Genomic DNA, 19,050 nt, shown 5'->3' on the forward strand with positions numbered 1-19,050 from the left:
TTTGGACCCCCGAATTTGCCATACACGGGTATTTTTATCTCCCCCCCCCCCCCCCCAGCACGGCATTTTGAGGCGAAGTAAACTTCTCCGGCGCTCTCTTAGTGGTATTCCTCGCAACCTCTAGAAGCGACCGTAGGTGCCCTTAGATCTCAGGTACGAGCTGATGACCCCGTAGGTGGGGCTGAAAAGATAGACGATGAAGAAAAGACCGCCAAGGACTAAGACCACGGCACCGCCGGGGGAAACATCCAGATAGTAGCTGGCGTAGAGCCCGGTGACAGACCCCACCACAGAAACCGCGCACGAAACCAGCAGCATCCGCGGAAAACGGTTGGTCAGCATCCGAGCCGTTGCACCGGGAATAATGAGCATGGCAACCACTAACACCACGCCCACCACCTGCAGGGCAATCACATTGGTTAGCGCAAGCACCACCAGCAGCAGAGCCCCCAAAAGGTGCGGACGCATGCCAATAGCGTGTGCGTACCCCGGATCAAAAGCGTACAGAGTGAGGTCTTTGCGCTTGATAAGCAGTACCAGGGCAACCAGCGCACCCAAACCGCCCACCTGTAGCAGATCACCCGCAGAAACGCCCAGCACGTTACCGAAAAGAATATGGTGTAAATCAGTGTTCGAGGGCGTCACTGATATCAGCACCAGCCCCAAGGCAAACAGGGTGGTAAAAACAATACCGATTGCTGCGTCCTCACGGATGCGCGGGCTACCGCGGCGCACCAGCCCAATCAAGCCCACCGCAACCAAGGCAGCCACAAGCGCACCTGCTGAAAAGGGCGCACCAAAAATGTAGGCGAGCACTACGCCGGGCAACACCGCATGAGAAATCGCGTCCCCCATCAGCGACCAGCCCATTAGTACCAACCAGCATGAGAGCAGGGCGCAGGTCAGCGCGGCAAGAACGGTCACCGCTAGGGCACGCACCATAAAATCGTAGGCAAGGGGATCAATCAAAAACTCCATTACTACTGCCCTTCCCCACCTAGAACGTTCATGCCGAAAGCCGTCACCAGATTTTCGGGAGCCAGCACCTGCTGCGGTTCCCCGTGCATCACAATAGTCTTTCGGAGCAAAGCCACCTCATCAGCCATCTGACTCAGCGACTGCAGATCGTGGGTAGAGACAAGCACCGTGGCACCGGCAGCAGCCAGGTCTTTAAGAACCTCCACCAGCATTGCCTCACTGCGCTTATCAACACCTGCAAAAGGCTCGTCCAGCAGAAATAGCTGCGCCTGCTGGGCAATAGCGCGCGCCACGAAAGCACGCTTGCGCTGACCGCCCGAAAGCTCACCAATCTGACGGTCGGCGAAATCAGTCAGCTCAATCTGCGCCAAAGCCCGATCAACCCGAGCGTGCGCTTGCGCGTTCATACGCCGGGTAAACCCCAGGTTTTGATAAACACCCATCGACACCACATCGCGCACAGATACGGGGAAAGTCCAGTCGATATCTTCACTCTGCGGTACGTACGAGACGATCCCCTGCGCCCGCGCTTTCGCAGGGTGCATACCGGCAATCTGAACAGTGCCCGCCACGGACGGCACCACGCCCATAATCGCTTTAAAAAGAGTTGATTTGCCCGAGCCGTTCATACCCACCAGCCCGCAGATTGTGCCACGGTTCAAGCTCAACGTTGCCCGCTCTAACGCCTGAACCTCACGGTAACGCACGCTCACCGCCTGCACCTCTAAGACAGGACGCGTTGCCAAGGCCCGATCAGCAACAGAATCCGCCATCAACGCGTTAGCCCCTGACGAATCAGCTCAGCGTCATGTTTCAACAGATCCAAATAGGTAGGCACCTGCCCGCCCTCATCAGATAAAGAATCCACGTACAGGGTGCCGCCGAACTCTGCCCCGGTAGCCTCAGCGACCTGCCGCATCGCGTCCTGATTCACTGTGGACTCACAGAACACCGCGGCAATCTTGCCCTCACGAACGGTCTCAATAACCTCAGCGACCTGCGCCGGAGTAGCCTGCTCCTCAGAGTTCACCGGCCACAGGTACGCCTCATTCAAACCCGCATCCTGTGCCAGGTAGCTAAACGCGCCCTCGCAGGTCACCAAGGTACGCTGGTTCGGCTCTAACCTCTCAAGACCCTGCACCAGATCATCGCGCACCTGCTGTAACTGCTGTTTGTAGGTATCTGCATTCGCGCGGAACTCATCGGCGTGCTCGGGGTCAAGTTCCGCAAAAGTTTCAGCGATATTATCAACGTAAACCTGCACGTTGCTGGGGCTCATCCACGCGTGCGGATTAGGGGTGCCCGGCTCACCGGCGATATCAATAACCTCAACGCCCTCGCTCACCGTGACATGCTGAACATCGGCCTCGCGGGTGAACCGCTCAAACCATGCCTCAAGGTTCAACCCGTTATTAAGCACCACATCGGCATCATGCACCCGGCGAATGTCACTGGGCGTCGGGTCATACTCATGCACCTCGACACCGGGCTTAATCAAAGACTCCACCACCAGGTGCTCACCGGCAACGTTCTGAGCGATATCCTCAACCACTGTAAAGGTTGTCAGGACGCGCGGGGCGTCCTCACTGCCCGCCGCCGAACCTGCGCCGGGCGTATCCGTCGAAGAGCACCCCGCAAGTAGCAGAGCAGATGCTGTCAAAATCCCAGTGACACCGCGTGAGTGTGCCTGTACGCAAGAGAAAAACGTCATTGTTATAGCTTTCTGCCGATCTGAAACCCAGGGCTTAAGCCTACATCTTTGGAGGTGCCAAAAGAATGATAATGTTCCCTAGTTCACCTGCGCCAGCTAGGTAGAAACTAAGGGTAATCTACTTTTAGATAGCCCTTAGCCCCTCACCGACGGTGAGCGGCACTTGCGAGAAAGACCTGATACTCATGACTACACACTTGCCCAAGATTCTACGCAGTGTTGCGGTGGCAACCGGCGCCGCTGTCACCGCGGTGGCAGCCCACGACTTGACGCAGAAAAAGCACTCTCTGCTGCGCAGTTTTCCCGTGCTCGGTCACGGCCGCTACTTCATGGAGCACATGCGAGCGCCCATGCACCAATACTTCATCGAAAATAACTACGACGGTCGTCCCTTTGACCGCGACACCCGCTCCATGATTTACGAGTATTCCAAGGGTTTGGGCGGTGAGAAAGCCTTCGGCACCGAACGCAAACCCCAGACCGAGGGTTATGAGACGCTGCGGCATACAATGGCACCGGTGGAGCAGATGAAGGACGCACCCAAAGTACGTTTGGGCGGACCCGACTGCACCCAGCCCTATGACATTTCTATTTTCAATATCTCGTCGATGAGCTTCGGTTCGCTTTCATCGAATGCAGTATTGGCGATGAACAAGGGAGCGGCTATGGGTGGTTTCGCGCAAGAAACCGGTGAGGGCGGCATTACCGACTACCATCTGAAATACGATGCTGATCTTATGTGGGAGTTCGGCTCTGGTTACTTTGGTTGCCGCGATGAAGAAGGCAACTTCAGCCCTGAAATCTTTGCCGAAAAGGCAGCGTACCCGCAGGTTAAGGGCATCATGGTCAAGCTCTCTCAGGGCGCCAAACCGGGCATGGGCGGTCTATTGCCGGCAGCTAAGGTGACAGCAGAAATTGCTGCTGCCCGAGGCGTCCCCGAAGGCGAAGACTGCCTAAGCCCCTCGGCGCACTCAGCGTTCTCCACCCCGCTAGAACTCATGCACTTCGTCAAGCAGCTGCGCGAACTTTCCGGGGGTAAGCCCATCGGTTTGAAGTTCTGCGTTGGCTCAACCATTGAGGTGCTCTCGCTCTGCAAAGCAATGCTCGAAACCGGCATCACCCCCGACTGGATCACCGTGGACGGCGCCGAAGGTGGAACCGGCGCGGCACCCATCGAATTTGAAGACACCGTGGGCACCACCCTCACCGATGGTCTCTATATTCTGCAAAACAGCCTCGTTGCCGCAGGTCTGCGCGACAAAATCGTTATCGGCGCGGCAGGCAAGATCGCCGGCGGCGCGGACATCATCAAACGCATCGCGCTCGGTGCTGACTTCACCAATTCAGCACGCGGCATGATGATGGCAGCCGGATGCCTGCAAACCCAGCAATGCCACGAAAACACCTGCCCCACCGGCGTCGCCACCCAAAACCCCTGGCTCGTGCGCAGCCTCGACGTTGATGACAAAGGCACCCGTATTCGCAACTACCACGCGGGCGTCATTCATTCAGCAACCCGCCTGCTCGCGTCCATGGGTCTGCGCTCCTTCGACGATCTCAGCCCCGAGCACGTCATGCACCGCACCAGCGTCACCCACAGCCAGTCCCTCGCCCAAATCTACAACTGGCTAGAACCCGAATCATTCCTCACCGGCACCGCCCACGAAGACTGGCAAAGCTGGTGGGACAGGGCGGACGCGCGCTCCTTCGCCGTATCGCACAAACAGCACCAGCGTTCAGTCAGCAAACACACCGCCACAAGCGAATAAAGAAAAGCGCGGGATGAGAAACTCACAACGTTTCTCACCCCGCGCCATACCGCGCCCATCTGAGCCAACAGCACGCGTCCGTGCTCGACCTTGCAGAGCTAGGAAACTACCGGGATAACATCCGCCTGCTCCGCTAACGCTTCGCCCCTGAGCACAAATTTCTGCTTCCTCGCACACTCGGAAAATTCGCGTTCAGCCCATCTACGGACGCAGCACCTCAGCTTTATAGAGCTAGGAAACTACCGGAATAACCTCAGCGCCGCCCATGTAGGGACGCAAGGCTTCGGGAATGCGGATTGAGCCGTCTGCCTGCTGGTGGGTTTCCATAATGGCAACCAGCCAGCGGGTCGTCGCCAGGGTGCCGTTGAGGGTAGCCACTGTGCGGGTTGCGCCCTTCTTGGTCTTGCCGTTGACGTCTACGGTGTCAGGCATGCGCTCACGAATATTCAGGCGACGTGCCTGGTAGGTGGTGCAGTTAGAAGTAGAGGTCAGCTCGCGGAAAGTGTCCTGAGTCGGAACCCACGCCTCGCAGTCAAACTTACGGGCAGCTGAAGTGCCCAAGTCACCGGCAGCAGTGTCAATCACGCGGTAGGAAAGCTCGCACTTAGCCAGCATCTCTTCTTCCCACGCCAGCATCTTAGCGTGCATCTCTTCAGCCTCTTCAACGGGGCAGTAGACGAACATCTCTGCCTTATTGAACTGGTGTACACGAATGATGCCGCGGGTATCTTTACCCGCCGAACCTGCCTCGCGGCGGTAACAGGATGACCAGCCCAAGTACTTCTTAGCACCCTTTTCAAAGTCAATAATCTCATCGGCATGGTAGCCAGCCAACGCCACCTCAGAAGTACCTACTAGGTAAAGGTCATCGCGCTCAAGACGGTAAATCTCGTCATCGTGTTCAACGTTGAACCCGGTGCCGTTCATGACTTCAGGACGCACGAGGGTGGGGGTGGTCATCATGGTGAAGCCGTTAGCGCTTGCCTGATCCAGCGCCATCCACATCAGTGCCTGCTCCAAGCGGGCAATCTGACCCTTCAAGAAGTAAAAGCGAGCGCCCGATACTTTAGCGCCGCGCTGCATATCAATACCATCAACCAGCTCACCGATTTCGAGGTGGTCGCGGGGTTCAAAACCCTCAGCGGCGAAATCGCGGGGAGTGCCCACGGTCTTTACAACAGTGAAATCGTCTTCGCCACCGGCAGGAACACCCTCAATAATGAGATTCTTGACCTGACCGAGCAGCTCATCCGTGGTCGCTTGAGCCTCTTCATTAGCGCTTTTAGCAGCGTTTACACGGGTAGCGAGCTCTTTGACCTCAGCCAACAGAGCCTTCTTCTCGTCGCCCTGCGCCTTAGCAACCTTCTTGCCAAAAGCGTTCTGTTGGGCGCGCAGAGTCTCGTATTCGCCGATAGCTGATCGACGGGCAGCATCAGCCTCAAGAATTTGGTCGATAATTCTCTCATCAGCGCCGCGGGCACGCTGAGAATTACGGAACAGGTCAGGGTTTTCGCGCAGGAGGTTAATGTCAATCACGCCTCTAAATTTACCGTATGCGCCTAATCCTTGCCCAATAATGAGGCGTTGTCACGGGGAAAACCTGCTGGACGATTCCACAGCGACCACGTGCGTCCGCATAGTGGGTACTGATAAGACGCCCCACTGTGGTGTCTTTTATCCTGCGGAAAGGCGTTACGCCCGCGCACGTAATAAAGAGAGGTAGCAATTATGCTTAGGAGTATGTCTTTATCTACTCTTGCCGAGAAGCTGCTGGCTAAGCGCACCCTCATTACCGGTGCCGGTCTTGCATTTTTGGGCTTCACAGCGCTGAGTGCGATTAGTTTGCGGACGGTGCTCTACCACCGACCAGACCTGCTGCCGGTACATTCTTTCACCTACCGGCCGCTTACCCCCACCGCCGCTCAGCGTGTAGGTATTGTCTACAACCCCTCAAAAGCTCGCGCGCAGCCTGCATTGCAGGTCATTTACCGGGCGCTATCTGAGGCAGGGTGGCAACCCGCCAAAATGTACGAAACCACCGTTGAGGACGGCGGCATTTCAATAGCACGTCAAGCCGTGGACGAGGGCGCAGAGATTGTTCTGGTCGTCGGCGGTGACGGCACGGTAGGTGCGGTCGCAGCTGCCCTGCGCGATACCGATATTCCGATGGGCATTGTTCCTATGGGCACCGGCAACCTGCTGGCACGCAACCTCGGGTTAGACGTGCATGACATTCCCGCCTGCGTCAATATTGCCCTTTTCGGCAGTGAACGCCCGGTCGATATGGTGCGGCTCAATACGGTGTTCTCTGACGGTAGCCGCGGCCGGCGCGACTTTCTGGTGATGGGTGGTGCTGGTTTTGATGCGCTGGTTATGACCGACACAGACCCCGACCTTAAATCTAAGTTCGGTTCTATTGCCTACTTTGTGGCTGCTGGTAAGCACCTGTTGGCTCGGCGTAAGCGCGTGCGCATCACCATTGATGGGCAGAAATCTTTTGGGCGCAAGATGCGCGGAGTTCTAATCGCCAACTGCGGTGAGATTCAGGGCGGTATTAATCTGGCGTCTACCACCACCGCGTCCGACGGCAAACTTGAGGTTATTGTGCTGTCACCGCATACCCTGCTGGGTTGGCTGAACCTCGTTATTCGTATCGCTACCCGCCAGTTTGGCGGGCGCACCCCGGTACTTGAGCATATTGTGGGCGAGGAGGTTCACCTGGACTTCCTGAAAGATCCGCAGCCCGTTGAGGTAGATGGCGACATTGTGGGTGAAGCAGCTAGCCTGCACGCCACGGTACACCCGAAGGTGCTGAACGTAAAGGTTTACAAAGCACCCACCGAATAGCGGTCACTATTCGCGGGTGTGGGTGGGCGCGTCCTACAATGAAAACCATGCGTTACACCTTTCTCGGTCCCGCCGGAACTTTCACTGAACAAGCCCTGCTCTCGTATACGGGGGCGGACGCGCCGCGCGTGCCTGCGGTGTCGGTTCCGGCGGCTTTGGAGATGGTGGCAAACGGTGAAGTAGACGCCGCGATGGTGCCCATTGAGAACTCTGTGGAGGGTGGTGTCACTGCTACTCTCGACGCTATTGCTCAGGCTCAGGACGCACGGATTATCGCTGAAGTGCTCGTACCCGTCTCCTTCGTTTTGGTGGCGGGAGAGGGCGTGACTCTGACTGATGTCACTACCGTTTCAACCCACACCCATGCTTGGGCGCAGGTGCGCCAGTGGGCAGCTGATACCCTGCCGCAGGTTGAGTACCTGCCCGGTTCTTCTACTGCAGCGGCTGCGCTGGGGCTGATTCATAACGAGTCGCCGGGTTATAACGCTGCTATCTGTTCCCCCATCGTTGCCCAGCAAAACCCCGAGTTACAGGTGCTCGCCGAGGATATTGGCGATAATAAGCAGGCAGTAACCCGCTTTGTGCTGGTGGCACGCAACGGGCAGATCCCTGAGCCGACCGGGGCTGATAAAACGACCCTCGTGATTCCCCTACCGGTTGATAGACCGGGTGCTCTGCTTGATCTGCTGGAGCAATTTTCAACCCGCGGCATCAACCTTTCGCGCATTGAGTCACGACCGACCGGCGAGTTCTTGGGTTCTTACTTTTTCTCTATTGACGTAGACGGTCACATCTACGACGCACGTGTGCGCGATGCCCTGCGCGGGCTTCACCGCGTATCGCCGGGCATCCAGTTCTTGGGTTCTTACCCCCGCGCTGATTTGCGGCATGTAGAAACCCCTGAGTTCCATCGCGATGATGCCTTCGATGCGGCGCGCAACTGGGTTGAATCGCTCTTTCCCCACGGACGTCCGGAACACCTGCGCCACGGTATTTAACGCTATATGACGGACGCACTGTGCAGGCTTACTCCGCACGAAAGTGCCACAAGGGAGCGTATTTAACCCCTGGTGTGGCGCTTTGAGGCGGAGTAAGATTTTTTCTTGGCGCGGCCCTCTGAGTTATCCATAGGTTACAGACCTACCGGGTGCGAGCACGGCACCTTTCATACACACTGGTGAGCATAGAAGCACGTCACGATGTCAAGACCTCAACCCAGCTCGTCGCCGAGGGAATGAGCCGCTCAGCCACCGTCCGCAAGGCGTGCCAAGGGCAGCTTGTTAAACTGCGCCACGGTATCTATATATCTGCCGACAGGTGCCGGCAGCTCACACCCTTTGAACGATACCGTGCCCACCACACTGCGGTGATAAAATCCGGCAAAAACTATTCTGGCACGTTCATCGGCAGTAGTGTTCTTTAGTGCGATGACTGGGTTTCTGACGGGCTCCATCAAGACTCGGAGGGCCGGCAGGGGTGCCGGTTGGGTGGTGCTGCCACCTAGCATCCTGACGGGTTGATGTTACAGGGAGTTTTTGGTGTGGGTGTGACTAGGTGTTTTGCTGGGTTTGTTATTGAATTGTTATCTACTAAGTTGACTCAGCGTGAGGGGGTTTGATTGGATTAAAGTAATCTCCATCACCAGAGTGAAGATGCTCTGGAACGAGAGGAAGGACAATGACCCTTGTAAAAAAATTCCAGCTGGCACAGTTGCTCCTATAGCCTTTCTGACTATTGGTTCTTTATTGGCAACTACGTTACCTACTCAAGCCGGGAGGTCTCTGTCCCGGTTACAAATAGCGTCTCCTCTTATCAGGATTATCAACACCTAACGCTTGGAGAGCAAGCATATTTTATTTTTCCCAATGAGGGACAAGCTCAAGAGCGCGAAGAATTTATCGATTTAATTACTAAATGGGCTAACGCTAAAGAAGATTATTCAGAAACATCTTTTCGAGCACTACCTGCTGTTTTAGCTCCATTTGCAGCTGTGCTGGGCACATGTGTAGTAGGAGCATTGGTCGGTACTACCTATTCAGAAGTTAAGACACTCATCTTTGAGGGGCGTTATACTGAAGCGAACGAGCGTATGGAAGGGGTGATTGATGGATGCATTACATCAGTTATACAGGTAGCTTTGCGCCCAGTCACCAAAAAGCAAGTGACTCAGTGAAGGCTTGGATCCGTGACTTCATCAGAAAAGACAAGCGAAGTGGAGAACCTGATGCTAAGTAGTAGAACATCCGGGGCACTTATTCTGGGAGCAATCTCAGGTTTTCTTTTTTCGATTATCTCTCTTCGGGGAGGGATGATTCCGACTGGGGTGTAGTGCCCTCAGTGAGTTCAATACTATTCTTCTCCCTATCTTTTGCGCTAATTAATAAAATCACTTTGATTATAAAAAATAAGGAATGAATCCTGGACTCTTTCTGCTGGTGGAAAAGTTACCCGCTATGGCGGATAGATATTTAATAAATAATATTATGAACATTGGTTAGTGCGTTAAATTTTTCACTGCATGAATAATGAGTGGAGGCAATTTTTTCAAATACTTCCACTCATTATTTAAATTTTCGAGGGTTATTCAAAGCCCATTCCAGCCACCAAAACACCACCCTGCACACTCCACGCGCCCTTTGAAACCCCGAATGCAACATTCGTCAGGTTTTGATTTGAGTAACAACCCTCTAAGAGGAGAAAGTTATTTACTTAGGGAACCCTAATGCTTGTTTCGGTAGGTTCTAGTTTCGATAGGCTATAGCCCAGCTAGCACACCAACAAATCAACGCTAGGACACCTTTTTGCCTGATGCTGGTGATGCTGAGTTTTTGGGCGTTTGCAGGGATTGAGGATGCTCTTATTCGTAGGTTTTTGGGGAGTAGTACCCCCCCATTACGCTGCCCATCCGCCAAATCGTCCCACACGGGCACAGAACGGGCGTACGGCTACTTTTATTAGCCTGGAAGCTGCTAGAAAGACCCTGAGAGAGCTTTGAGGGCATACAGCGAGCAACCACAGCAGGGAAAAACAGCATCCGCGCCCTCAAACAGCGAATTACGGCCCTTAGACGGACTCAGCACATTCACCGCAGAATCACCAGCACAGGCACGACGTAACAGCTCGGCAATATCTTGGGCGAAGCGGATAGGGGGGGCACGATGGCTGCACCTCCGTTTTTCAAATAGTAAGTAGGGATATGGCTCCCCGGGTCACCGAGTGCAAGAAACGAGAGCAAAAAATGGGCAACCGCAGGAAGAACCACCCGGAGTAAAAACGAAACCATGTGCAAAATGAGGCCTCCTCAAAAGTTGCTAACCAACCTCTAGCGAAATGAACGCCCAGCCCTATCTGTCACCTCAACAACCACACCCATAGCCGCTCACTCACCAAACCCCTAAAATTACCATTTAAGAATTCTATTAAGTCCTTAAAGCACCGCGGGCGGCATGCGTCCGTACAGTTAAAGAGCAGATGAGTGAGCGTGCTGAGTCAGTCACCGAGACTCTGGTGCAGTTGCTGCTTCATGAGTGGGGTGTAGACATGCCGGTGGAGCAGGCAGAGCTGGTGACACTCAGTGGTGCCCACTACCGCCCCGATTTTTTGTGGCAGAAACAAAAGCTGATTCTGGAGGTTGATGCTGAGGTCAAGTACTCGGGTGCCTATGGGGATCCGACGGAGGTTATTCAGGCTGAGCATCGACATCAGCGCGAGCTAGAACACGCCGGGTAGAAGGTCATTCGCGTGCTGTGGGCTGAAATTGTGATTAGCCCCTAGACCCTACGCCAGGTATTAGCGGAGGCTAGGGGTGGTGTAGCCGGGCGGATGCGTCCGAAGACTTACTCTGCCTACCCTTGACACCCCCTAAGTGTGTAAAATGGGTCACACGGAGCTAAAGAGGTTTCTCATGCCTAACACTTTTGCAGAGTTGGACGCGCGTGCCACCAGACAAGACAAAGAGCGGGCGGGCACGCGTAAAAGTTACACGGTGATGGCTGCCGGGGTTACCCTGTGTCTGGGGCTTTTACCCCTGTGGCGGTATCTTTTTCCTGATGCCATTATCTGGTTCTCTGTGGGCACCGTTGTTCTCGCGATTGCTATAGCTGTCGGGGCGGCGCTTGCCTTCAGACCAAGCTACGGCCCGATGCGAGCGGTAAACGGCAAAGCCTCCGCGCTGCGCATTGGTTTTCTTCTTGTCGCATTTTCTGTTTTGCAGCTCTTCCACCCGGATGCGCTGCCCTTGGTGCTTCTTCAATCGGCGGTGGTTGTCCTGTTCTTTTTCGCCGCCAGTTGGATGTTGCGCCCACCACGCAACTAGGCGCGTCCGCCCCCAGCGATGGTGGTGACCAGCTCAACACCCCGTGTGTTTGCGAGGTTGCCCCAGTAACCGGCATAAAGTCCTACTATGGGTGGAGTTCTTTTTCACACCCACCGGTTTGGAGACTTTATTGAGCGCTACCGCCCCACACAGCCAGCCCCATGATAAGGGCTTGGCATCTGACCGCCTCGGTTTGGCTTCTTCGACAGTTGTTGGCTTAGCATCGACAGCCCCTCTTTACTCTTTAGCGGCGACCATTGGATTTGTGGTCATGGCGGTGGGTGTGCAGGCTCCTATTGCGCTGATTATTGCGTTTGTGATTATGCTGCTGACCGCTTTTGCCTATAAAGAGTTCAACACCGCAGTACCTGATGCGGGCACCTCTTTCACGTGGGTGACGAAGGCTTTTGGCCCGGTGTGGGGTTGGCTATCGGGCTGGGGAGTGCTGGTGGCAGGCGTCATTATTATGGCAAATCAGATTGAGATTGCCGCCCGTTACCTGTGGTTGATGCTCGGGGATGGTTCTCTTGCGGATAACAAGCACCTGGTCACGGGTACTGGGGTGCTACTGATTGCTTTTACAACCTGGATTTCGCACCGCCATGTTGAGGCAGGTGCGTACACCCAATGGGGTCTGATTATTATTCAGTACCTGGCAATCGGTATTTTGCTGGTAGGTATTGTGAGCGCCTTTATAAGTGGCTCGCTTACCCCCGCCTTGGATTTTTCGTGGAGCTGGTTTAATCCTTTTGCCGCTGATTTCAACGGACTTTTGCAGGCTGTTTTGATTGCCATTTTTATTTATTGGGGCTGGGATACTTCACTCTCCCTCAGCGAAGAAACTAAGAATCCCCACAAAACTCCCGGTCAGGCGGCTATTCTTTCAAGCTCTCTTCTGGTGCTTACCTATGTTGCTGTCACCGTCATCATCATGATGTACGCAGGTGTTGGCGATACCGGCATCGGCCTTGCCAACGAAGAAATCGTTGATGACGTGTTTTTTGCTTTCAAGGACGCGACCCTAGGGTCTCTGGGATGGGTACTGGTTCTCGCGGTGGCAGTTTCAGCGCTTGCCACCTGCCAGACCACGATTTTGCCGACCGCCCGTAGCGTCTTTGCGATGGGCGTGTACAAGGCTCTGCCGCCAAACTTTGCGAAAACCCACCCGGTCTTTCGCACCCCGGAGCCTGCCACAATGATAATGGGTATCGTCTCTGCTGTCTTTTACGCTGGCATGAGCTACATCAGCACTAACATGCTGGCTGACACCGTTGAAGCGACCTCCCTGGCAGTGGGCTTCTACTACTGCGTAACCTGCTTTGCTTGCGTCCGCTACTTTAAGGGCGATATTTTCACTTCGACCCGAAACATTATTAACCGCCTGATGTTACCGCTGGTGGGCGGCGTTCTCATGCTCTTTGTGCTGGTCTTCTCGATGATTAATATGGTGAACCCAGAGTACGGTATGACCCAAGCCTTCGGAGTCTCGGGTGTCTTTTTGACGGCGGTGGTTGCTTTCGGCATCGGTGGAATCGTCATGGTTTTCTGCTCGCGCCAAGAGTCGATGCGACCCTTCTTCCGCGGAGAATCGCTGAATATGAGTACCGGTGTGAAGGTTCCAGAGACTGAGGATCTGCCGCTGGACCCTAAGATCTAACTTCTAAGTACCGGTAGGATGCCGAGATACCAGATTAAACCCGGGATCTCGGCGCCTTACTTGTATGTCAGCGTTTTGCCGGTGCTTCAGTACTTCAAGCGCAAGCTCTAACCCGCCAAGTCCAGGGAAAGCCTCCTTCACGCCCGGGTATACCAGCGCACCGGCGTCCGTGTTGAGACCTACCAGTGACGCAGAAACTGCAGGACGCGCGGCTCAGTCTTTGTGAGCAGGTATACAGGCGCAGCTTTCCCCTTTTCGCGGGTAGGTTTTTATCTCGTTGAGGATTAGACTAAAAGGACACCCATCAATGGTGATAGGAAAGGAACGCACCACCATGCGTATTAGTATTCCCCGCGAGATTAAGCCCCGCGAACAACGAGTAGGCGCGACCCCCGACGGCGTAAAAGCACTGGTCGATGCCGGTCACGAAGTTTTTGTTGAACATTCAGCCGGCATGGGCGCTGGCTTCTCCGACGAGCAGTACACCCAGGCAGGCGCGCAACTGGTCAGCGCCGAGGACGCCTGGGGCAAGGCAGAGCTACTAATCAAGGTCAAAGAACCTATTGAGTCTGAGTACAAGTACTTCCGCGAAGACCTCACCCTGTTCACCTACCTGCATCTAGCGGCTGAACCTGAACTCACCAAGGCTCTGTTAGAGGCCGGCACTCGCGCTATCGCCTACGAAACCGTAGCAAACGGACGCGCTCTACCTCTGCTACTGCCCATGAGTGAAGTTGCCGGGCGTTTGGCTGCCCAGGCTGCCGCGCAGTACCTGCTCAACACCGAGGACGGGCCAGGCATTCTGTTGGGCGGTGTTCCCGGTGTAGCTCCAGCCCGTGTTGTGGTGCTGGGTGGCGGTAACGTGGGCACTCAGGCAGCGCAACTGGTGGTTGGTCTCGGTGCTGAGGTCACTATTTTGGAGGGCTACGGCCCGCGCGTACGCGAACTTGCCACGCAGTTTGGCTCAACGGCGCGCGTCCTCACCAGCACCCCAGCAAATATTGAGCGTGAAATCGCTGATGCCGATGTCATTATTGGCTCAGTACTGGTACCCGGCGCTAAGACTCCCAAGCTAGTGCGTCAAGAGCACCTGGCAAACCTCAAGCCCACCGCACTGCTGATTGATGTTGCTATTGATCAGGGCGGTTGCTTTGAGACCTCCAAACCCACCACCTACGATGACCCCATCTACAAGGTAGAGGGTATTCGCCACTACTGCGTTGCCAACATGCCCGGCGCGGTTGCGCGCACTTCAACCATTGCGCTGACCGATGCAACCCTGGGGTACGCGCTGAAGCTGGCTGAGGGTGTGGAACAGGCACTTACCTCCAACGATGATCTAGCGAAGGGTCTGAACACAGACGCCGGTAAAATCACCCACCCCGGCGTGGCAGCAGCCTACCCCAAGCTACCTGCAACATAAGATCACCGCGCAGATGACGACATAAAAATTGCGGGCACCACCTCATGGGGATGCCCGCAATTTTTCGTTTAAGACTGACTGCTTAGTTCAGCTGCGCTGCCGCCTCAGGGTCAGAGTCATTGAGGAACTTTTCAATACGCTGCGCCTCATCAGTTTCACCGATTTCAGCCGCTGCCTTGCCCAGCAGATTCAGTGCTTTAAGAAAACCGCGGTTGGGTTCGTGGCTGAAGGGAATCACACCGTGACCTTTCCAGCCGTTGCCGCGTAGCACGTCCAGCCCGCGGTGGTAGCCCACTCGCGCAAAGGCGTAGCCCTCAATGAGCTTGCCCTCGGCCAGGGTTTCTTCGGCGAGGTTTGCCCACGCCAGCGATGATTTGGGGAACTTCTGCGCGGTTTCAGCGGCGGACGCGCCATCGGCTACCGCAGCCAGTAGCTCGGTTTCTTCGGGTAGGTAGGTGGGCGCGGGACCGTCCAGCAGATTCTTACCGGCAAGTGACATGGGGGGTGCTCCTTCAAATCGATCGTGTAGAACTATGTTCAGCTTACAGGGGCGAGAGGATGTGCGTCCTCTTCTACGCCCCCGTCAGGGGTGACCGCGAAAAGTCATGCTGACCGTGATATGTACGGTCAGCATGACTTTTCGCGGTCACCTCTTATTTTTGGTGGTCACCTCGGCAGGTGGGGACACGCATCCCTCCCCCGCCCTTACTCGTAACTCGTAACGTAGGGCGTCAATCGGGTTAAGCTTGGCTACCTTTTGTTCGCCGCAATACTCACAAGACTCAGAAGAATCCTGTGGTTCTCACCTTCTTGTTCTCTATTGTGAGGGGCTGCCCACACTACAAAGGGCATCGAAAACACGAGCGACATGAATATAGTTCACAAAAATGAACCACTGAGCTTCCTACACCCTACCCACTTACTCCTTGGAGAGTAGGTGGACAACAAGGGGCTAGGCGGACGCGTCCGCACGGTCAAGTTTTACCCCTCGCACCAGCACGCGGTCACCCCAAAGTGACGGTGTTGAACATTGCCCATCACACGCTCATCAGTAATGATCAGACCACAAGTTTCAGCACCAGCAGAACACAAAAACCCACCCACTCACCGTAGAGAGCAGGTGGGTCTTCTCAGCTTTATCAGCAGGTTAGGCTAACGCACTTACCCTTTCTGAGACAGAAAATTTACCCCTCACTAACTCGGAATTTTCTGTCTCAGCCAGGCAAGTAAAGCACTCTTGCGAGCCCCACCGGGGCTCACACACTTTACTTGCCGAGTGAAGTGCCGGTTGAACCGAGCTGAGCTGCAGCTTCAACAACGCGAGCAGCCATACCTTTTTCAGCAGCAGCACCCCATACTCGGGGATCATAAGTCTTCTTGTTACCAACTTCGCCATCAACCTTAAGCACACCGTCATAGTTGCTGAACATGTGAGCAACAACGGGGCGGGTGTAAGCGTACTGGGTGTCAGTATCGATGTTCATCTTGATAACACCGTACTTAACAGCGTCAGCGATTTCCTGCTCAGTTGAACCTGAACCACCGTGGAATACGAGGTCGAAAGGCTTGTCCTTGCCATACTTCTTACCGATAGCGTCCTGAATTTCCTTCAGCAACTCGGGGCGCAAGTGAACGTTACCGGGCTTGTATACACCGTGAACATTGCCGAAGGTCAGTGCTGCCATGTAGCGACCGTTCTCACCCAAACCAAGAGCGTCAACAGTCTTCTGCGCGTCCTCGATGGTGGTGTAGAGAGTGTCATCGATAGCGCCTTCAACGCCGTCTTCCTCGCCACCCACAGCACCGATCTCAACCTCAAGAACAATCTTCGCCTTGTTGGTACGAGCCAGAATATCTTGAGCGATCTTCAGGTTCTCATCCAGCGCGATTGCTGAGCCGTCCCACATGTGTGAGTTGAAGATGGGGTCTTCGCCGCGAGCAACAGCCTTCTCTGACTCTGCGAGCAGGGGCAGCAGGTACTCATCTAGCTTGTCCTGGGGGCAGTGGTCGGTGTGTAGCGCAATGTTCACATCGTACTGTTCAGCAATAACACGAGCGTAAGCAGCCATAGCCAACGCACCGGTAACCATGTGTTTCTTTGAAGCGCCTGACCAGTACGCAGCACCACCGGTTGATGCCTGAATGATGCCGTCTGAGCCAGCTTCTGCGAAGCCCTGGATAGCAGCGTTCAGGGTCTGTGATGAAGTGACGTTAACTGCGGGGTACGCGAAGCCCTTGTTCTTCGCGTTGTCGAGCATTTCTGCGTAGACTTCCGGGGTTGCAATAGGCATGCTGACTCCTTGAATTGGATTATGACTCGCCTGGTTGATGAGTCTGTGTAGTTACTCGGGTCGCGTACTTACCGTGCGGTGAGGGCGCGCCCCTGCCTTCTTCAAGTCTACCAAGTTAAGCGCAAAAGCCCTCAGTCCACGGGCAAAAAATCGCACATAAACCCACTTAATAACAGATTTTAAGGCTGCATTTACCCCACCTACCTAGGGGTCAAAAAACCTCATCTCAATATTCCTCACCTAGCCGCGTCCGCACGCTTAACCACCGCCCACCGGCACTGAAAAACAGGCGGACGCGCACACCCCTGTCATTACCGAAAGTTTTGTTACGCGCAACACGCCCAGATGAAGAAACCTGCACCTTATTTTCATCACCGACTCATCTTTCTCGGTTAGGGTATGAAAGCATCCACTGATGCCCACACACACTTAGCAAAGGAGCCCTCACGTGCACCACGACGAAAAACACGCTGAGCACCCCCACATGGTGGGTGACCACCTCAAGAACTACGAACCCATTCCCACCCAAGCAATCGGGCAAGTTCAGCTTTCACGCGGTGCCCAGTCAGAAGAAATCGACAGCAGTGAACGCACCAAACGCTTCATCGGCTTGATCGGCGCTCCCCTGCTCGCACTGGCAATCTACTTCATTATGCCCGCCGACGTTCCCCACGGCGCCAAGCTCACCGCAGCCACCGCAATCCTCATGGGTGGCTGGTGGATGACCGAAGCACTGCCCATCCCGGCAACAGCATTGTTGCCACTGGCGATCTTTCCCACCCTCAACTCAGAAGTCAAGATCAACGACATCGGCGCATCCTACGGCAACAGCATCATCTTCCTCTTCATGGGTGGCTTCTTGCTGGCGCTCTCTATGCAGCGCTGGAACCTGCACCGCCGCATCGCCCTACTGACGCTGAAAATGATGGGAACCAAGCCCTCCTCCATGGTTGCGGGCTTCATGGTTGCTACCGGTTTTCTCTCCATGTGGGTTTCAAACACCGCAACCGCAGTCATGATGCTGCCCATCGGCATTTCAGTGCTCACCCTCATCGGTCAGATTCAGCACCCGCGCACTACAGCAGGCGGCGGCGCTGAAGACATCGTCAAATCCAACTTCGGCACCGCGCTCATGCTCGGCATCGCCTACGCAGCATCCATCGGCTCACTCGGCACCCTCATCGGCACACCCCCAAACACCCTGCTGGCTGGTTACATGGCAGACACCCACGGCGTCGAAATCGGCTTCGGTCAGTGGATGATCGTGGGCGTTCCCCTGGCGGTCGTCATGATGTTCATCTGCTGGTTCATGCTCACCAAAGTCGTCTTCAAACCTGAAATCGATGACATCCCCGGCGGTAAAGAACTCATCGCCAACGAATACACCAAACTCGGCAAGATGAGCTCCGGAGAAATTCGCGTCCTTATCATCTTCGTACTGGCAGCACTGGCATGGATCTTCGTACCGATTCTCTTCGACAAGCCCATGATTTCAGACGCCGGCATCGCTATTATTGTAGGTATTCTGCTCTTCCTGCTGCCCGCTGGCTCAGCCGGCAAAAAGGGCGTCCGTCTGCTCGACTGGGATACCGCGCTACAGCTACCCTGGGGCGTCCTGTTGCTCTTCGGCGGCGGTCTGGCACTGTCATCACAGTTCTCGTCATCAGGTTTGACCGATTGGATCGGTTCATCGGTTGCCGGTCTTGAAGGCATTTCAGTTCTACTGCTGGTTATTCTCTTCACCGCAGGCATCATCTTCTTGACCGAGCTGACCTCAAACACTGCAACTGCGGCAACTTTCTTGCCCGTTGCCGGTGGTGTAGCCATCGGTATGGGCTTCGACCCCATGCTGCTAGCTATTCCCGTAGCGCTGGCTGCAACCTGCGCCTTCATGCTGCCGGTAGCCACCCCGCCGAACGCTATCGCCTATGGTTCGGGTTACGTTTCCATCGGGCAGATGGTTAAGGGCGGCCTTTGGCTCAATCTCATCGGTATTGTGCTCATTACCCTGGTCACCATGACCCTGGCAGTCTGGATCTTCGGGCTGCAAGCCTAAAGT

At 55.1% G+C, this 19,050-nt stretch carries 14 protein-coding genes; 8 read left to right on the forward strand and 6 right to left on the reverse strand.

Annotation, left to right across the window (positions count from 1 at the left end; genetic code table 11):
- Positions 1 to 120: 120 nt before the first annotated feature.
- From JTP09_RS06355 to JTP09_RS06365, 3 genes are read right to left on the reverse strand one after another with little or no spacing between them, the layout of a single operon-like run.
- Positions 121 to 978 (reverse strand): metal ABC transporter permease, encoded by an 858-nt coding sequence (locus tag JTP09_RS06355; RefSeq protein WP_204877619.1) that lies wholly within the window; start codon positions 976 to 978, stop codon positions 121 to 123.
- Between the two features lie 2 nt (positions 979 to 980).
- On the reverse strand, positions 981 to 1,751 hold the full coding sequence (locus JTP09_RS06360; RefSeq protein ID WP_204877620.1) for a metal ABC transporter ATP-binding protein: 771 nt from the start codon (positions 1,749 to 1,751) through the stop codon (positions 981 to 983).
- Positions 1,751 to 2,689, reverse strand: coding sequence for a metal ABC transporter substrate-binding protein (locus JTP09_RS06365; RefSeq protein ID WP_204877621.1), 939 nt, complete (start codon positions 2,687 to 2,689; stop codon positions 1,751 to 1,753). Before JTP09_RS06365 ends, JTP09_RS06360 begins: the two co-directional genes overlap by 1 nt.
- Positions 2,690 to 2,874: 185 nt before the next feature.
- Here JTP09_RS06365 and JTP09_RS06370 point away from each other — a divergent pair, with 185 nt between their 5' ends.
- The gene (locus tag JTP09_RS06370; RefSeq protein ID WP_204877622.1) at positions 2,875 to 4,458 is read left to right on the forward strand and encodes an FMN-binding glutamate synthase family protein; all 1,584 of its coding nucleotides are present in this window, start codon (positions 2,875 to 2,877) and stop codon (positions 4,456 to 4,458) included.
- Positions 4,459 to 4,689: 231 nt separating this feature from the next.
- On the opposite strand, the gene serS is transcribed toward JTP09_RS06370, so the two are convergent.
- On the reverse strand, positions 4,690 to 5,994 hold the full coding sequence (serS, locus tag JTP09_RS06375) for a serine--tRNA ligase (protein WP_204877623.1): 1,305 nt from the start codon (positions 5,992 to 5,994) through the stop codon (positions 4,690 to 4,692).
- 204 nt (positions 5,995 to 6,198) lie between these two features.
- Between serS and JTP09_RS06380 the strand changes: the two genes are divergently transcribed.
- The 6 genes from JTP09_RS06380 (at position 6,199) to ald (ending at position 14,700) form a co-directional block, all read left to right on the forward strand.
- The gene (locus JTP09_RS06380; RefSeq protein ID WP_204877624.1) at positions 6,199 to 7,305 is read left to right on the forward strand and encodes a diacylglycerol kinase family protein; all 1,107 of its coding nucleotides are present in this window, start codon (positions 6,199 to 6,201) and stop codon (positions 7,303 to 7,305) included.
- A 47-nt stretch (positions 7,306 to 7,352) separates the two neighbouring features.
- Positions 7,353 to 8,303: a prephenate dehydratase gene (gene pheA / locus JTP09_RS06385; protein WP_204877625.1), complete on the forward strand. Its 951-nt coding sequence runs from the start codon at positions 7,353 to 7,355 to the stop codon at positions 8,301 to 8,303.
- Between the two features lie 2,473 nt (positions 8,304 to 10,776).
- Complete coding sequence (locus JTP09_RS06390; RefSeq protein ID WP_204877626.1) at positions 10,777 to 11,034, forward strand: hypothetical protein; 258 nt, start codon at positions 10,777 to 10,779, stop codon at positions 11,032 to 11,034.
- A 175-nt stretch (positions 11,035 to 11,209) separates the two neighbouring features.
- Positions 11,210 to 11,620 (forward strand): hypothetical protein, encoded by a 411-nt coding sequence (locus JTP09_RS06395; protein WP_204877627.1) that lies wholly within the window; start codon positions 11,210 to 11,212, stop codon positions 11,618 to 11,620.
- Between the two features lie 91 nt (positions 11,621 to 11,711).
- Entirely contained in the window at positions 11,712 to 13,277 is a 1,566-nt protein-coding gene (locus JTP09_RS06400) for an APC family permease (protein ID WP_370592522.1), read from the forward strand.
- Between the two features lie 334 nt (positions 13,278 to 13,611).
- Positions 13,612 to 14,700 (forward strand): alanine dehydrogenase, encoded by a 1,089-nt coding sequence (gene ald, locus JTP09_RS06405; RefSeq protein ID WP_204877822.1) that lies wholly within the window; start codon positions 13,612 to 13,614, stop codon positions 14,698 to 14,700.
- Positions 14,701 to 14,782: 82 nt separating this feature from the next.
- Here the strand turns inward: ald and JTP09_RS06410 are convergent, their stop codons facing one another.
- Together JTP09_RS06410 and fbaA are read right to left on the reverse strand one after the other, a co-directional pair.
- Complete coding sequence (locus tag JTP09_RS06410) at positions 14,783 to 15,199, reverse strand: DUF3151 domain-containing protein (RefSeq protein WP_204877628.1); 417 nt, start codon at positions 15,197 to 15,199, stop codon at positions 14,783 to 14,785.
- A gap of 766 nt (positions 15,200 to 15,965) precedes the next feature.
- The gene (fbaA, locus tag JTP09_RS06415) at positions 15,966 to 16,991 is read right to left on the reverse strand and encodes a class II fructose-bisphosphate aldolase (RefSeq protein WP_204877629.1); all 1,026 of its coding nucleotides are present in this window, start codon (positions 16,989 to 16,991) and stop codon (positions 15,966 to 15,968) included.
- Positions 16,992 to 17,475: 484 nt separating this feature from the next.
- On the opposite strand from fbaA, the gene JTP09_RS06420 reads away from it, so the two are divergent.
- Positions 17,476 to 19,047 (forward strand): DASS family sodium-coupled anion symporter, encoded by a 1,572-nt coding sequence (locus JTP09_RS06420; protein ID WP_204877823.1) that lies wholly within the window; start codon positions 17,476 to 17,478, stop codon positions 19,045 to 19,047.
- Positions 19,048 to 19,050: the final 3 nt, after the last annotated feature.

Origin of the sequence: Rothia sp. ZJ1223 (genome assembly GCF_016900985.1) — a bacterium.
Taxonomy (GTDB): domain Bacteria; phylum Actinomycetota; class Actinomycetes; order Actinomycetales; family Micrococcaceae; genus Rothia.

What these genes read in the sequence shown, in the direction of transcription:
- JTP09_RS06365 (WP_204877621.1), bottom strand. Translation starts at nt 2,689, where the DNA reads ATGACGTTTTTCTCTTGCGTACAGGCACACTCACGCGGTGTCACTGGG.
- JTP09_RS06410 (WP_204877628.1), bottom strand. Translation starts at nt 15,199, where the DNA reads ATGTCACTTGCCGGTAAGAATCTGCTGGACGGTCCCGCGCCCACCTAC.
- JTP09_RS06420 (WP_204877823.1), top strand. Translation starts at nt 17,476, where the DNA reads ATGGTGGGTGACCACCTCAAGAACTACGAACCCATTCCCACCCAAGCA.
- ald (WP_204877822.1), top strand. Translation starts at nt 13,612, where the DNA reads ATGCGTATTAGTATTCCCCGCGAGATTAAGCCCCGCGAACAACGAGTA.
- JTP09_RS06390 (WP_204877626.1), top strand. Translation starts at nt 10,777, where the DNA reads ATGAGTGAGCGTGCTGAGTCAGTCACCGAGACTCTGGTGCAGTTGCTG.
- JTP09_RS06355 (WP_204877619.1), bottom strand. Translation starts at nt 978, where the DNA reads ATGGAGTTTTTGATTGATCCCCTTGCCTACGATTTTATGGTGCGTGCC.
- JTP09_RS06395 (WP_204877627.1), top strand. Translation starts at nt 11,210, where the DNA reads ATGCCTAACACTTTTGCAGAGTTGGACGCGCGTGCCACCAGACAAGAC.
- pheA (WP_204877625.1), top strand. Translation starts at nt 7,353, where the DNA reads ATGCGTTACACCTTTCTCGGTCCCGCCGGAACTTTCACTGAACAAGCC.
- JTP09_RS06370 (WP_204877622.1), top strand. Translation starts at nt 2,875, where the DNA reads ATGACTACACACTTGCCCAAGATTCTACGCAGTGTTGCGGTGGCAACC.
- JTP09_RS06380 (WP_204877624.1), top strand. Translation starts at nt 6,199, where the DNA reads ATGTCTTTATCTACTCTTGCCGAGAAGCTGCTGGCTAAGCGCACCCTC.
- JTP09_RS06360 (WP_204877620.1), bottom strand. Translation starts at nt 1,751, where the DNA reads ATGGCGGATTCTGTTGCTGATCGGGCCTTGGCAACGCGTCCTGTCTTA.
- fbaA (WP_204877629.1), bottom strand. Translation starts at nt 16,991, where the DNA reads ATGCCTATTGCAACCCCGGAAGTCTACGCAGAAATGCTCGACAACGCG.